This window comes from Klebsiella sp. C239, assembly GCF_048822715.1.
GTDB lineage: Bacteria > Pseudomonadota > Gammaproteobacteria > Enterobacterales > Enterobacteriaceae > Klebsiella > Klebsiella quasipneumoniae.
Map to the genome: position 1 here is coordinate 449,427 of NZ_JBMEZK010000003.1, position 13,023 is coordinate 462,449.

16 protein-coding genes are annotated in these 13,023 nt (G+C 51.8%); 5 read left to right on the forward strand and 11 right to left on the reverse strand.

Annotated elements, in window-relative coordinates:
- Positions 1 to 9: 9 nt before the first annotated feature.
- Together ACOI6Z_RS10955 and ACOI6Z_RS10960 are read right to left on the reverse strand one after the other, a co-directional pair.
- Complete coding sequence (locus ACOI6Z_RS10955) at positions 10 to 705, reverse strand: molecular chaperone (RefSeq protein WP_064155181.1); 696 nt, start codon at positions 703 to 705, stop codon at positions 10 to 12.
- 58 nt (positions 706 to 763) lie between these two features.
- Positions 764 to 1,324, reverse strand: a complete 561-nt coding sequence (locus ACOI6Z_RS10960; protein WP_048296917.1) for a fimbrial protein — start codon at positions 1,322 to 1,324, stop codon at positions 764 to 766.
- 472 nt (positions 1,325 to 1,796) lie between these two features.
- Between ACOI6Z_RS10960 and ACOI6Z_RS10965 the strand changes: the two genes are divergently transcribed.
- Positions 1,797 to 2,459, forward strand: a complete 663-nt coding sequence (locus ACOI6Z_RS10965; RefSeq protein ID WP_048296915.1) for a LuxR C-terminal-related transcriptional regulator — start codon at positions 1,797 to 1,799, stop codon at positions 2,457 to 2,459.
- The gene (locus tag ACOI6Z_RS10970) at positions 2,437 to 2,742 is read left to right on the forward strand and encodes a hypothetical protein (RefSeq protein WP_044521373.1); all 306 of its coding nucleotides are present in this window, start codon (positions 2,437 to 2,439) and stop codon (positions 2,740 to 2,742) included. The genes ACOI6Z_RS10965 and ACOI6Z_RS10970 overlap by 23 nt, the downstream gene beginning before the upstream one ends.
- A gap of 52 nt (positions 2,743 to 2,794) precedes the next feature.
- On the opposite strand, the gene ACOI6Z_RS10975 is transcribed toward ACOI6Z_RS10970, so the two are convergent.
- Positions 2,795 to 4,099 (reverse strand): citrate synthase, encoded by a 1,305-nt coding sequence (locus ACOI6Z_RS10975; RefSeq protein WP_065812410.1) that lies wholly within the window; start codon positions 4,097 to 4,099, stop codon positions 2,795 to 2,797.
- 45 nt (positions 4,100 to 4,144) lie between these two features.
- Entirely contained in the window at positions 4,145 to 4,285 is a 141-nt protein-coding gene (locus ACOI6Z_RS10980) for a hypothetical protein (protein ID WP_065812409.1), read from the reverse strand.
- A 324-nt stretch (positions 4,286 to 4,609) separates the two neighbouring features.
- Here ACOI6Z_RS10980 and ACOI6Z_RS10985 point away from each other — a divergent pair, with 324 nt between their 5' ends.
- On the forward strand, positions 4,610 to 4,780 hold the full coding sequence (locus ACOI6Z_RS10985; protein WP_023288674.1) for a hypothetical protein: 171 nt from the start codon (positions 4,610 to 4,612) through the stop codon (positions 4,778 to 4,780).
- Between the two features lie 76 nt (positions 4,781 to 4,856).
- Here ACOI6Z_RS10985 and uraH read toward each other — a convergent pair whose 3' ends face one another.
- Both uraH and ACOI6Z_RS10995 read right to left on the reverse strand, forming a co-directional pair.
- Positions 4,857 to 5,258, reverse strand: a complete 402-nt coding sequence (gene uraH / locus ACOI6Z_RS10990) for a hydroxyisourate hydrolase (RefSeq protein WP_008805473.1) — start codon at positions 5,256 to 5,258, stop codon at positions 4,857 to 4,859.
- A 393-nt stretch (positions 5,259 to 5,651) separates the two neighbouring features.
- The gene (locus tag ACOI6Z_RS10995) at positions 5,652 to 5,945 is read right to left on the reverse strand and encodes a hypothetical protein (protein WP_065812408.1); all 294 of its coding nucleotides are present in this window, start codon (positions 5,943 to 5,945) and stop codon (positions 5,652 to 5,654) included.
- A 756-nt stretch (positions 5,946 to 6,701) separates the two neighbouring features.
- Between ACOI6Z_RS10995 and ACOI6Z_RS11000 the strand changes: the two genes are divergently transcribed.
- Together ACOI6Z_RS11000 and ACOI6Z_RS11005 are read left to right on the forward strand one after the other, a co-directional pair.
- Positions 6,702 to 6,896 carry a helix-turn-helix transcriptional regulator gene (locus tag ACOI6Z_RS11000; protein ID WP_077256745.1) on the forward strand — a complete coding sequence of 65 codons (195 nt, stop codon included), beginning with the start codon at positions 6,702 to 6,704 and terminating at the stop codon, positions 6,894 to 6,896.
- 451 nt (positions 6,897 to 7,347) lie between these two features.
- Entirely contained in the window at positions 7,348 to 7,773 is a 426-nt protein-coding gene (locus ACOI6Z_RS11005; protein ID WP_040223861.1) for a hypothetical protein, read from the forward strand.
- A gap of 2 nt (positions 7,774 to 7,775) precedes the next feature.
- Here the strand turns inward: ACOI6Z_RS11005 and ACOI6Z_RS11010 are convergent, their stop codons facing one another.
- The 5 genes from ACOI6Z_RS11010 to ACOI6Z_RS11030 all read right to left on the reverse strand — a co-directional run bounded on the left by ACOI6Z_RS11010 (position 7,776) and on the right by ACOI6Z_RS11030 (position 12,922).
- Positions 7,776 to 7,997: a hypothetical protein gene (locus ACOI6Z_RS11010; protein WP_040223860.1), complete on the reverse strand. Its 222-nt coding sequence runs from the start codon at positions 7,995 to 7,997 to the stop codon at positions 7,776 to 7,778.
- 906 nt (positions 7,998 to 8,903) lie between these two features.
- Entirely contained in the window at positions 8,904 to 9,275 is a 372-nt protein-coding gene (locus ACOI6Z_RS11015) for a hypothetical protein (RefSeq protein WP_022615614.1), read from the reverse strand.
- A gap of 152 nt (positions 9,276 to 9,427) precedes the next feature.
- Entirely contained in the window at positions 9,428 to 9,625 is a 198-nt protein-coding gene (locus tag ACOI6Z_RS11020; RefSeq protein WP_043906996.1) for an HGGxSTG domain-containing protein, read from the reverse strand.
- Between the two features lie 251 nt (positions 9,626 to 9,876).
- The gene (locus ACOI6Z_RS11025) at positions 9,877 to 12,588 is read right to left on the reverse strand and encodes a tape measure protein (protein WP_420687301.1); all 2,712 of its coding nucleotides are present in this window, start codon (positions 12,586 to 12,588) and stop codon (positions 9,877 to 9,879) included.
- A 7-nt stretch (positions 12,589 to 12,595) separates the two neighbouring features.
- Entirely contained in the window at positions 12,596 to 12,922 is a 327-nt protein-coding gene (locus tag ACOI6Z_RS11030; RefSeq protein WP_004848460.1) for a hypothetical protein, read from the reverse strand.
- Positions 12,923 to 13,023: the final 101 nt, after the last annotated feature.

The following is a 13,023-nucleotide window of genomic DNA, read 5'->3' on the forward strand; positions in this document are numbered from 1 at the left end:
ATAATGTCCTTACTGAGGATAATTATGATTCACTACTGCGCCGTAATCATTGATGGTGGTGAAGCTGAATCTCGCTGGCAGCATGTGCAGCGCGGCCCCTTTAGGCGTGATAACCAGCGAGGAAAAAGGGGCGACCATGCCAGCGGACTGTTTTTGTCCGTTAAGGGTGATGCTGTCGATGGTGATATAGCGCGATGAGGCATTACTCACCCGCAGACCACCGCCTGCGGGAGCCAGCGCCCAGCTCAGTGCTTTGTCCGGCGCTATTTTGTCCGCCGCCACGCCTGCCGGACGGTAAAACAGCTTGATGCGCGACCGTATCGCGAGTTGCAGATAATTGATTGCCGTGCCGTTTTTCGGCTCAGGCGGGATGTCCAGCAGATTGAACCAGAATAGCGATTCCCGATCCTGGGGCAGAAGGCTGCCGTTGAACACCAGGCGCCAGCTTTGGCCTTTTCCCGGCTCAATGCGCACAATCGGCGGCAGCACAATAAACGGCGCCGAATCTTTTTCCGGTCGATTTTGCACGCGGCCATCGTCGACCCAGACCTGGGTCAGCGACGGCGTCTCCCCCACATTGGTGGCCCTGACCGCGATCTCTTTTTTGTCGCCGGGAAAAACGATCCGTGTGCCGTCAATAACCATGCTGGCGTCCGCCGAGGGTAAAATGCTGGAAAGCAGCCATGCCAGAACCATACGCCGCATATTCACCTCCTCCTTGCCGGGTGGATAAACGGCCCCTGATCGGGGCCGTGGACTGGGTTTACGGATAGACCACCGTAAAGTTAACGTAGGTCGCGACTTTTCCAGCCGTAGCGGCGTCGGTCGCATAGTAGCGGGCGTAGAAAGGCAGCGAAGCGGAACCATCCTGCTCAGCGACCGCCACCGGGATCACCGAAGGGCGGGCAACGGTGCCGTCCGCAGCAATCGTCGGGCTCTCCGCGAGGTTAATCGCCGTAAACCGGGTGTTCAGCAGCTCCACATCGACATTTTCTGCTTCCGTGCCGTCAGACAGAGTGTTTTTTAGTCGCCCCTCCGTGGAAACGAATTGATCCTTCTCGAAGTACACCGAGACATCGGATCCCGGGGTACAGCTCATCAGATCGATGGTGAAGGGAACGACGCCCGCCGTCTCGCCCGCACTGCTGAGCGCCGAACGCTGGACCGTCGGCAGAGTCACCGTCTTGTCTTTATTCACTACCGTACAGGTATTTTCGATGACTTCACCATTAAAGGTGACTTTGCCATCAGCAGCCTGCGCCGCTACCGGAGAAAGCATCATCATCGCGACGAAAGATGCCGTTCCTTTGCTATATTTTTTCATAATCACTCCTCATCACCACGCTTATGGTAGGATCGTTCAGGAAATACCCCTGGCGTACTTTCTACGTACAATTTATTAATACTCAGCCTATTGGATTAGCCGGTTATCTTTTAACCCCTTCCTTGCACTGACATCCTACTCATTTCGTCATTTATTATTCAAACTCACCACCAGGACAGTTTCTTATTTTTATAGAATAGTCTTAAAGTCATGCGAATAAATAAAAACAAAAAACACAAATAAAAACACAACAACCTGAAAATTAAGAGAAATTTTTATTTTTTATTTCATTGAAAACATCTAAAAAATGCGATCTACCTATCTCACCCTGATTATCGCCATTATCCTCCTGCACCCTCCCCCCTGGATTCACACCGCAGGGAGTATGTTATTTTTGATCTTTAATACCTACAGTAAATTGTCGAATCAAGCAGGACAGCATGCACAGCTGTATTTATGCCAGGAGGTCATTATGTTGATCTGCATTACGGATTCAGAATATTTTAATATTGCGCTGAAGGCGTATATTAATGAGCCCCACAGCAAGCCTCTGGATATTAAAGAATTGATCTGTTACCCATTTAGCGGGCAGAGTGAGATGTTTTATACTTTTTTTGCGACCGATGCCGGTGCCCGGTTAAGCACCATCCTGATCGATTACAGCCGCGCCAGCATCGAAGTGCTGCAGGTCGCACTGAGCCTAAAAGCATTTAATCCCCTGCTCCGTATCTTTCTTTTTACCAGGCCTGGCTACACGCTGAGCGAACTGGAAAGCAGCCTGGCCATCGTGGTCGGCGCGGAGTTTATTACCTGCTTTGCCGGGCTCAGCGCGGCGCTGGCCCGCTGGCCGCTACGGTCATCCCCGCCGGCAAACAAACTTTATATCGCGATCCCGGACAGCTATAACCTGACCCGTAAGGAGACCTTTTTAATCAGCCTGCTGATGGGGGGGATGCCGTTGTGCCACGTGGCCAGCACCATGCAGCTCACGATCAAACGGGTCTACTATTATCGTTCACGCGTGCTCAGCAAGCTGGCGGTAAAAAATAACGTGGAATTGGTCACTAAAGTTCAGGGAATGGTATTGCGCCACTATCGACAGGAGACTGGCCATGAAATCGTATCTCTACGCTAAAGATCGCCTCATGCTGATGATCCTGAGCTGGCTTAACGCCGACGAGACGCTCCCGTCTCGCCACGATTATCATCAGGCCGAGGCCCTGCTCTGCACGCTGCATATTCCCTATGTGCTGAAGCCCGACCTGGAACAGCTAAGGGCTACGCTGCAGCCGTTACTCACCACCGCCGGGCCGCAGGTCGGTGAGGTTAACGCATTTATAAGCGCCTTGCTGACGCTGTATACCCGACTCACCGAATATACCGCCGTTGAGCACTACCTGCTCTCCCGGCACCTCTGAGTGACATGCCGCCAGGGCAGGAAGACGCCGCGCACCTCCTGCCCGTAAGGCATTACCTTGGGTTAGCAGGCGGCTCGCCGCGCCGTGAGACGTAATTCCGATAGTCCTCGCCAACATAAATCTGCCGTGGCCGGTAGATGGTCAGCGGCGCCTGGTGCATCTCGTTCCAGTGCGCCACCCAGCCGACCGTCCGTCCGACGGCGGTGACCACCGCAAACATCGACGAAGGCAGATTCATCGCCTTGAGGATCACCGCGGTATAAAAATCCACGCTCGGCGACAGGCCATTTTCCACAAAGTAGGGGTCGGTCAGCGCCACGTCCTCAAGGGCCATCGCCACCTGCAGCAGACGGTCGGACATTCCTACCTCCGCCAGTACCCGATGGCTGGTTTCACGCAGGATATCGGCGCGCGGGTCGCGGTGACGGTAGCGTGAGTTGCCAAAACCGAGGCGGCGAAATGCCTGCGGGTCGCGTTTTGCCTGGCGCAGAAACGCCGGAACCTGATCGACGCTTTCAATCTCTTCCAGCATCCGCATGCTCGACTCATTGGCGCCGCCGTGCATCGGTCCCCACAGCGACGCTAGCCCGGCGGCGACGCAGGCGAATAAGTTCGCCCCGGAGGAGCCCGCCGCGCGCACCGTGGTGGTGGAGGCGCACTGCCCGTGATCGGCATGCAGGACCAGGATCTGGTTCATCGCCTGCTCGATGACCGGATTGAGGACGTACTTCTCGGCCGGGATAGCAAACAGCATCTGCAGGAAATTGCCGGCATAGGAGAGATCGTTGCGCGGATACGCGGCGGGTTGTTCAATGGTGTACTTGTAGCTCATGGCGGCGATAGTGGGCATTTTCGACAGCAGCCGCGTGGCGGCCAGCGCCCGGTGCTCCGGATTTTCCACATCCAGGACATCATGATAGAACGCCGCCAGCGCCCCCACCAGGGCGCACATCAGCGCCATCGGGTGCGAATCGCGACGAAAGCCACTGCACATGCGGGCTATCTGCTCATGCACCAGGGTATGGCGGGTGATGGTTTCGCGAAACGTTTGATAGCTGGCCTCATCCGGCGCGTCGCCCCGCAGCATGATGTACGCCACCTCGAGAAAATCACACTGGCGGGCCAGCTGGTCCACCGGATAGCCGCGGTGCAGCAGCACGCTGTTTTCCGTATCGATCCACGAGATCGCCGACTGGCATCCGGCGGTGTTGGCGAAGCCGGGGTCGTAGCTGCAGAATCCGGACTGATTCAGCTCGCGTATGTCGACCCCCACGTGGCCCCGGCTTCCCGGCACCTGCGGCAGGGTGATGGGCGTCGGTTGCCCGGCAATAGAAAGCGTTAACGGTGTGGTGCTCATCCTGTCAGTTCCCCCAGCAGCTTATCAGCGACCTGAAGTCATTCTTCAGGCGGAAAGACCAACATAACCAATGTGATGCAGCTCATTCATTGATGTCATCACTATAACGCTGACAAAGAGGATATTTTGCTGGCCTTCCCGGGGAAACAGGCCGTCTTTCCCCACCCCACCGCTGGATAGCGGCACAAATCGCCAAGGATAAAGGCGATCAGCGCTGTCAAAATTTACGCTGAGTAAAGAAAGGATGAAGAGGAGCTACCATGAATTTTGTGCTGTCGATGACCCTCATCTGCATCGCTATCGCCTGGCTGATGATGAGCCTGCTGCCGGTATAGACGCAGCGCTAACCGCCACGCCAGTGGCCTGGATAACGCCTCATTCAATGGATTTCCGCCGTGGTCTTCGCCTCTGAAGTTTCAGCAGAGTCATACAAGAAGTACTGGTCGCATATCAGGCTGTTGCGGTTTCCCGGCGAGGGGTAGGCTAAAGGCCCACTGTTAAGGAGGTGATATGTCTGGACTGATCAACCCACATGCGGCCCCGGAAGAAGCAGCCTATGCGCTGATAATTGAGCTCGTTCGCGCCCAGCGCGTGCCGCAATATGAAGGCGATATTTCCGGCCTGCTGGCGATGTACGACGAAGCCGTTAACCATTTTAAAGAGAAAGAGACCAAGCGTTAGGCGTGGGCGTCGTTGTGCAGGGAAAGGGTGACGCCTGCGGGAGCCGCAGGCGTTGGCTGGATAACGGCTTGAGTTATCAGCTGCCGCGGTAGGTAGAGTATCCGTACTGACTGAGCAGCAGCGGGATATGCAGTTTTTGATTTTGCTTTGTGACATTGAAAATAACCGGAACCACCGGGAAGAACGTATTCATGTTTTGGCTTTTAAAATAGTCACCGGTTTTAAACGTCACTTTATACACCCCCGGCTCCATATTTTCCGCCTGCGGATAGAGCGATTTAATCCGCCCATCGGCATCCGTTTTGCCGGTGGCGATATGCTGCCAGCTCTCCCCTTGCTGCTTATCCAGCTCAATCTGCACCCCCGGCGAAGGGAGCCCGGTTTGCTGATTAAGAATGTGTACGCTGAGCGTGCCCTCTGGCGCCGCCAGCGCGCTGAAGCTGAGCAGGGAAATTACGGAGGCGATAACTAATTTCATAATCGTGACCTTTTGGGCAAGTGAAAGTGCCCTAACTATAGTCAGCGCGGCGGGGAAAAAAATTAAACTTTTTGTTATCAGATTGCGGTGATGGGGACTGTCTCCATACACAACACGCCGAACCGGTTTTGTCGTGAGAAGAGGAAGTGTCTTATGTGTGAGTAACCCCGTGCTCTGCGTAACAGGATACGGGACACTTAAACTGTCAGAGAGGGGAAATAGATTAGCTCGGGTCAAATATCACAAGGTTAAAGAATATATGCCGTGGCCTCTCCCCCCTCTAACAGAACAGTGCTCACTGAAAATGGCCTGCCGTATTCGAAATAATCATTTAATATTATTTAAACGACTATTCCAGTGGAAGTAATCACCTGGTGCAGATATTAATTATTATCATTGATTCTCTTGTCGCCACGCCTTCACCATCTCCTTTGTTACCTCTTTCTTGTAGCAAACGGGTGAATACCCACCCGCTTTGCTCCAGGCACTGCGGCCACCGCACGAGCTGCCGTTCCGCGCGGTATTGAAGGGACAGGCACAGGTGCCGGGGTAGGATGCGACAGAGTCATCAATAATTCTTTGCCTGACCTGATCATCGCTTAAGGCATTCGGTTTGGCGATAGAAATATCTGATGCAAAGACAAACACAACAGCGAATACGGAGATGGTGACGAATTTGATGTTCATTTGGATCTTTCCAGGTCGAAGATGAACATCGAGGGTATGCTTTCAAAAAGCATTGAATATTGATCTTTAGCAACTGTCATTCGCGCCAGCTTAAAATGCGATACCTAGCTCAGGTAGCATAAATTAAAGTTATGAAGAGTGTTAGCCTGTTTATTATTTGCCTGCAAACATTTTAATGCAGAAGAAATATTTTTCAGAAAATGAAATTAATCAATAAGGCGCCCAGATTACGGAAAATCGCTATCCAGGATAGTAACGTGTGAGACGCTAGCTCCATGAAAATGACGCCATTTTTGCCGCCAGCGACACAAAGACGACACAGAGAGGAAAATAGTCTGGATGAAGATTGGTATAACGTTTTGATTCAAAATGGCCCCTACAGGATTCAATATTAACACGTAAGAGACTGATTTAATTTAACTATACAGGTTATAAAAATCACACATACCCCCAAATGTACCCCCATATATTTTTCTATGGCCGAACAGTGACTATTTATCGCGCAATGTTGGGTGCCAGGAGCTTTCTGCTATACCGCTAATATTCACCCGTCCAAAACCGCTTCATAATTTACACACGGAAAATTTCTCTATATACATGCAAAATGTGTTGGTTCGGTTGGTTCAGTTGCCTCAAAACGTAAAGACCATTGTTTTATTTGATTATTTTTCAAAAAATTGAACCAACGCCACCCGATTTTGAACCAACATTTAGCTGAGTGAACCAACATTGCACCCAGTTTATGAGGTGAAACCGATGAAAATTTATCTTATGGACCTGAAACAGGTATCTGAAGCAACCGGGTTTGGGAAGACAGCTATCTACAAATGGATGGGCGAAGGTACTTTCCCTCATCCAGTGAAGATTGGGCGCAGTGTCCGCTGGCCATCTAATGAAATTGAGGCATGGATAAATGGCCATATAACTCGTCGAGATGAGTTATATCGATGAACTTAGTGCTTTCCAACAATAACCTCAGCGTTTGTTTCAATCAGCATCCGTTCAGATACCACCTTTTCGGTGGATACCAGAGTGGATACCTACCGCCTGGATACCGTCTCGCTCAGCTACTGAGCCGGTTCTACATACGGGATATTCCCGCATGTACCCTATCCATGAGTCTAAAGAGGAGATTTCTCCTCTTTTAGTCAGCACAGAATAACTGCGAGTGGATCTGTTCTGCATGATAACCAGCAGCCCTACATATGAGATTTTCTCACATCTACTCGAACAGGATTCTAAAGGGCAGATTTCTGACCTTTCTGATATAACGCCACCAGCGCCACACACCCAAGGTGAGGATGGATGAAGAAAACAGTCAGTTATGCGAAACCTCATCCGTATAACATCGTTATACAGTGGTATACTGTATAGACCGAAAATACTGATATGGCGGCCCCTCATGAGCAAATCCAATCTGGTAGCATTCCGCGTTCCGGCTGAATTGCATGGCGCATTTAATCAGGCTGTAGCGGCGGCGGGCGGTGACAAAACAGCGTGGCTGCTCGATGCCCTGCGCAGCAAACTGAACCAGCCGGAGAGCAACCCACAGCTGCGCATGCTTGAGCTGGTGGAGCGAATGGAAGTGGCGGCTGCTGCGCTGGCGGGTGGTAAGCAGGGGATCCCGCCGACCCTGTACAATGAAGCGGCTGTAATCGGGATTGTTGCTGACACTATCAGGGAAGGGTTCGACAATGGCCGCATTATCGCTGAGCGGCTCAATGAGGCCGGTTATCAGACTAAAGCGGGCAAGGCGTGGGATAAAGACATTTACAGCGCCTGGAAGCGTCAGGGGCGCAATGCTGAGAAGTTATCGGCGGCGCTGTAATGTTATCTGCGCGGCGCGGTGGGCTTCTTCCACTGGTAGGCTGGCGCTACCATCCTGCGGCGGTGGCTTTCTTTGGCCTGTAGCACCTGCGCCACGCCGTTTCGAATGGTGTAGCGGGCGTGGTTATCAAGTGTTTCACCGCTCTGCCTGGCTATCTCTTGTATGGCTAACTCCTGTATGGCTAACTCCTGTATGGCTAACTCCAGTGTTATGCGGTCTAACATCGTTGTCGCTCCTGATATGGCAGGTAACCGGCTGTTTTTAGTTAATTCCGGCTCAGAGCCGGAATTAACCTTGCCCTAATCGTGCCGTGCTCATGGGGTAAGCGTTAGGGCAATCTTAGCGTGCTCATGGTGTAGCCTTTTTCGATGCCCGTTCAAATGACCGAATTGACGCCTCAGCTCTGCGCATTACGCTGGCGAACCCTTTAGCATCCCTCGGTTCTTTCAACCGCCAGTAAGCTGATTCAGTCTTTAGCAGTCGAGAGCGCTTTTGCTCGAAGGTATCCCATCTCATGCCGGCAGGCTTCGGAAACTTGAGCGGGCTATTTAGCAGGCTGCCCGCGGGCGGGTAATCATCCCCCCATAGATCATGCCTCTGCTTCCACACACTCCGCCGTAAGCGAGCGACCTCATCTTCACTCTGGCTGGCATAGTGAAGGCTCCAGCATTTACGACACCCTACGTCCTTCCGGCCAATGAATAATTTCGCAACCCGGCCACCACAATGCGGGCAAATGTACCATCGCCGGTAACCAAACCCTGCCCGGGTAATCGTGATGCCAATAACCCGCGTTACCCCGTTGATTGTCGCGCTGTAGCCGCCAGAAACCAGAGAGAAGTACACCCTTCCGCTCTCGGTATCACAAAAGATCTGTGTTTTCGGGCTCGAATCCACCAGCTTTCTTTGCATATCTGTCAGAAATTGGAGGTTAATTCGTGGTAGCGCAGAGGTGTAAACCCGCGTCTGCTCTCTCATTGGCTCAGATCTCCGCTAAAAAATCCGCAAATGAATACGAAATAATATGAGTTCTGCACAATTGGTTACTGAGGATACGGCCTAATAATCGCTGCTGTAACCTTAATAATTGTTAACCACTCATGGGGTAAGCGGTTTCGTTTTCTCCGCAATCAGCGTTTTGATAATTCTCGCAGGAAAGCTGCCTCCATCTGCGTTTTTGCATCAGCAACACCATGCTGCAAAAACTCCTTCCTGGCCCTGGGGAGGGTGAACTTCTGCGGGATATTCGGATCTGCGACATAGATTGCGTAATTCGCTGAATATCCGATGCGGCCAGTGATGCGCGTTCCGTTGGTGATAACCTCTTTAAACTGCGAGTTAATCAGGGTGCTGGTATCAACTGGCGTATAGATTGCTGCTACGAGCCCACCTTCATGCAAGGCGGCTGTCATTGCACGCGGTAAGCGCCGCCCGGTGATGTCCCTCACCAGCGCATTGATGTTGCGCCGAATATTGTTCATGCCCCTGCCTGTAATGCCCATATTCGCTACCCCGATTATCGCTCTTCGCTATAATTAAGCCTAATCATTGACTTACATCGCCACGCGCAGAACACACTTAAACAAGTACGCACTGAAAAAACCTTCTTTTTGCTGCGTACCTTTCTGCGTACTGCGTACCATCAGCGCGAACTTTACTGCGTATTGTCACCCTGGCTGGTGGCCTGCCGCTTTCTCTCCAGCCAGCGGCGGAATCCCTCTAATTGCCGGGCCTTACCCTCTGGCGTCTTTGCGCCGGTGCTCATGCCACCGTGTAACTTGCAGCGCCCAGAAGCGTAGAGCGCCGTCATTTTGCACGGTGTCCCTTTCCTCGTCGTCGCTCCGCACGTCATATCCCTGCAGGCGTCCGGGAAAGGTGTTCCGGCGCCGATATCATCAGCCCACGCACGGTATAGTTTTCGCTTTTCGTCGTTAGTCACGGGATCGCCTTTCGATGTCAACTTTTGTCACCCTCTCATGGGGTAGGTTGTTTACTGGCTGCGTTCACGCGAAAAAAGCTCTTATTTCCGACGGGTGAAAATGCTCTTAAACTGGCAGTCCTGTAAAGCATGGGGAGAGGGTTTACCTCCCCCCTTAGACCACATTAAAAGGCGCCCCTTGCCTGCCGTCTAAGCCCGTGCGCATCTGCGATCGCTGTGGACATTGGGCCGCCTGTATCCACGTCATTGAGAAATCCAGTAACTGTTACCACGTCACCTTGCTGGAAAGCGTCAGTGCCAGTGATGTTGTGCTGGCTGCCGGTTGTCTGATCTATCAGCTGGATATTTACCTGTATCGGCCGCTTAGAGTTCTCTCCCGATTGGCTGGATGATGCTGATGAAGTTGGTAGGTATTCTTTACCCGTAGACGCCTTCTGGATCGTCGGAGAACTACCGGTAACATCCTTATTGCTGAACACTCGGCCTCGGTCACCAGGAATCATAATTAACCCGTTCTTGGTCTGCAGGAGTTCAGGCATATTCCCTTCGCCAACCTGGTACGCGCCACCAGCACCTACCGTTCCGCCATTTTTTCGTTTGCCGGCCAGAGCGGCACCGATGGCGAACGCTGCTACCATGCCGGCTATACCGGCGATAGCTGCGCCACCGAATGTAGCGATAGAGGCTGCGGCTGCGGCAGGAGCCCACGCGGCAGCGGTTTGCGCACCGGCCTGTTGTGATGAGTTAGATGTCATCTTATCGGCTATCATCGCCATCGCAGCATTTTTCAGGTATTGAATGCCAACTTCAACCAGAGCCTGAATGACGCTATTAAGAATGGCGTTACCCAGATTCTTGAAAGCCTCTGTGGCGCTTTGCGTACCGTTGATTAATCCCGTCATCGAACTGGCGGCCTGGCTGGCAAAACCATCAACTGCCGCCGCCATAAGTTCGTTAGTTGTGCTTTGGTTGCGGAATATCTCCCATTGAGCCTCAATTCGCTGTTTTTCATAGGTATTGTTTGCAGCGTTCCTGAGAGCTAAAGCTTCCTGTTCAGTGATTGTCTTTTGCTGTTCAAACTGCTGAATAAGCTCAAGTTCCTGAGCATGCTGGTTAGCGAGGCGCTGTACTGGATCTACCTCGCCGGCTGCCTGTTGCTGTGGCGTAACGACCTGCTGCGCACGAATTTTGGCTAGGTTGACCTGGTGCTGCTGTTCCATCAACTCCGATTGCTGGTTATAGGTCTTCTGATCAATCATCTGGCCATCGAGCTGGCGTTTAAGTTGATCTCTGCCGTCAGAATAGGCTTTATTTTCCTTCCTGAGCGGGTCATTGCTGATCGCATCATTAAGGTCTTTCTGTCGCTGCTGAGCGTCAAATAACTGCCCGGCCAACTCACGCACTCTTTCCTTCTGTGCATCGGTAGCCTTAGCTCCGAGAGCGGCCACGGCATTAAACTGTGCGGCCTCTCTGGTGTTCTCGTCATAGCGCATTGTCAAAACGGCAATCTGCCGCTGCAGGTTGTCGATTGAATCGTCGCCGCGAGCAAAGGCATTCTTCGCAGGCTTATCCTGCTTTTTCTTGGCTTCGGCAATTTGCTTATCCAGAACAGCAGCAGCATCAGCATATTTCTTATCGTCAATCAGCCCTTTGGCCTTGTCTTTGCTTAGCTGTTCACGCTGCTGGGTGAGCTTATCGACGACTGTTTGACCAGATTTAATGATCGAATTGGCGTTGTTCTCTGCAGTTTTCTTTTCGAGATTGGTGATATATGCGGGCTTCTCCCCTTTAGACGGCGTGTAAACACTTTTTGAGTCTTTGCTTGCCTGTCGTGCCATTAGGATCAATGCACGTTCCGCCTTAAGCCTATCAACCGTTTGCTCTGTTTGTTTTACTCCCCAGCCCAAGCCCGCCTTTCTCGCCTTAGCTAAATCAGACTCAGCCACAGCAAGTTGCTCAGTATTTTGCTCAAGCTTTTGAGTTAGCATCACAGCGTCTGGAGCGTTTCCGGTTGCTACGCTGATACTTAGCGCGGCGCCGTCTAATAACTTCGCCAAGTAGCGTGAAGCCCCAATAGCATCATCTATTTTTGAAACTGCCACACCAAACTGAGTAACCAACGCGTTGGTAGCCTGCGTGACGGTACGAGGCATTTTTTCAAACTGCTGGTTAATTTCATCCGACCGTCTTTCGATCGCCGCAAGCACTTCACCAATATCTAACTTGCCGGCCAGCATCAATTGTCGAAGCTCGTTAAACGGAATTCCCATGCCGTCGGCAATCTGTCGAGCCAACTCAGGCATTTGTTCCAGTACCGAGTTAAACTCTTCCGCCTGAATTCTTCCTGACGCTACCGATTGCATAAATTGCCTGAGAGCGTTAGCCATTTCCTGAGCCGATGAGCCACCGATAGTGCCAATCTTTTGCAGCGTCATCACGAGCCGGTTAACATCGCTGTTAGTAGCACCTACGGTTTTCAGTGTGGCGGTGAGTTGCTGCCAGAGGTTGACGGTATCCCCAAGGCTGGCCCCGGTTGTCGAAGCAATACTCACAAGCTGCTGAAAGCTCCGCGCCCCTTCCTCTGAACTAGAGGATAAACGCGTTACTCGCGCCTGAAGTAGCGTGAATTCCTCAGAAAGCTGCTGGAGCTTTATCAGCGCCTGAATTGATATGTATCCTTTCACGGCCACAGCAAGGCGCGAAAACCCTCCACCCAAGTTATCCAGGCTTTTATCTAGCTTGTCAGCAGAGTTAGCTGTCTTTTTGACTGAGTTTTCAATTTGCTTTAAAGCTGTATCTGCACTCGCCTGACCAGCCAGCAGTTTGGCCGCATCGGCTTCAATCTCAATGGTGTATTTGCCAAAATCAGTTGTCATGAGCGCCTCAGTGTAGGGTTCTTACTTTGTTTTTTTTCAGAGCGTTGGTGTTCAGAAGATTTATGACTAATCGACCATGTTCGGTAAGGCGATATTCAGGGCCATCAAATGATATAAAATTCATTAACATGCGATAGGCTTCTCGTTCAAATGTCGCGCCATATTCATCTTTAGCGGCATATATTGTGTTATCGACAAGCCCCGCGGCGAGCAGGTGTTTTTCAACGTTGCCACTTACACCGCCAATGCTAATAATGTTGGAGCCAGTTTCCCGGCGCAGATCGCGAATATAGGTTTCGGCAATAACTTCAGCCAATCTCTGTAGTTGCTCCATCACCCACCCCGCTTAACGGATTCAAGGCCCTTAGCGACCAATGCGCGGGCAATAGCGTTTACCGTTGGTGCTACACCAATCGGAGAACGCTTGCGCTCCTC

What these genes read in the sequence shown, in the direction of transcription:
- ACOI6Z_RS10965 (WP_048296915.1), top strand. Translation starts at nt 1,797, where the DNA reads ATGTTGATCTGCATTACGGATTCAGAATATTTTAATATTGCGCTGAAG.
- ACOI6Z_RS11010 (WP_040223860.1), bottom strand. Translation starts at nt 7,997, where the DNA reads ATGTTAGACCGCATAACACTGGAGTTAGCCATACAGGAGTTAGCCATA.
- ACOI6Z_RS11020 (WP_043906996.1), bottom strand. Translation starts at nt 9,625, where the DNA reads ATGACGTGCGGAGCGACGACGAGGAAAGGGACACCGTGCAAAATGACG.
- ACOI6Z_RS11000 (WP_077256745.1), top strand. Translation starts at nt 6,702, where the DNA reads ATGAAAATTTATCTTATGGACCTGAAACAGGTATCTGAAGCAACCGGG.
- ACOI6Z_RS10995 (WP_065812408.1), bottom strand. Translation starts at nt 5,945, where the DNA reads ATGAACATCAAATTCGTCACCATCTCCGTATTCGCTGTTGTGTTTGTC.
- ACOI6Z_RS10970 (WP_044521373.1), top strand. Translation starts at nt 2,437, where the DNA reads ATGAAATCGTATCTCTACGCTAAAGATCGCCTCATGCTGATGATCCTG.
- ACOI6Z_RS10955 (WP_064155181.1), bottom strand. Translation starts at nt 705, where the DNA reads ATGCGGCGTATGGTTCTGGCATGGCTGCTTTCCAGCATTTTACCCTCG.
- uraH (WP_008805473.1), bottom strand. Translation starts at nt 5,258, where the DNA reads ATGAAATTAGTTATCGCCTCCGTAATTTCCCTGCTCAGCTTCAGCGCG.
- ACOI6Z_RS10960 (WP_048296917.1), bottom strand. Translation starts at nt 1,324, where the DNA reads ATGAAAAAATATAGCAAAGGAACGGCATCTTTCGTCGCGATGATGATG.
- ACOI6Z_RS11030 (WP_004848460.1), bottom strand. Translation starts at nt 12,922, where the DNA reads ATGGAGCAACTACAGAGATTGGCTGAAGTTATTGCCGAAACCTATATT.
- ACOI6Z_RS11015 (WP_022615614.1), bottom strand. Translation starts at nt 9,275, where the DNA reads ATGGGCATTACAGGCAGGGGCATGAACAATATTCGGCGCAACATCAAT.
- ACOI6Z_RS10985 (WP_023288674.1), top strand. Translation starts at nt 4,610, where the DNA reads ATGTCTGGACTGATCAACCCACATGCGGCCCCGGAAGAAGCAGCCTAT.
- ACOI6Z_RS10975 (WP_065812410.1), bottom strand. Translation starts at nt 4,099, where the DNA reads ATGAGCACCACACCGTTAACGCTTTCTATTGCCGGGCAACCGACGCCC.
- ACOI6Z_RS11025 (WP_420687301.1), bottom strand. Translation starts at nt 12,588, where the DNA reads ATGACAACTGATTTTGGCAAATACACCATTGAGATTGAAGCCGATGCG.
- ACOI6Z_RS11005 (WP_040223861.1), top strand. Translation starts at nt 7,348, where the DNA reads ATGAGCAAATCCAATCTGGTAGCATTCCGCGTTCCGGCTGAATTGCAT.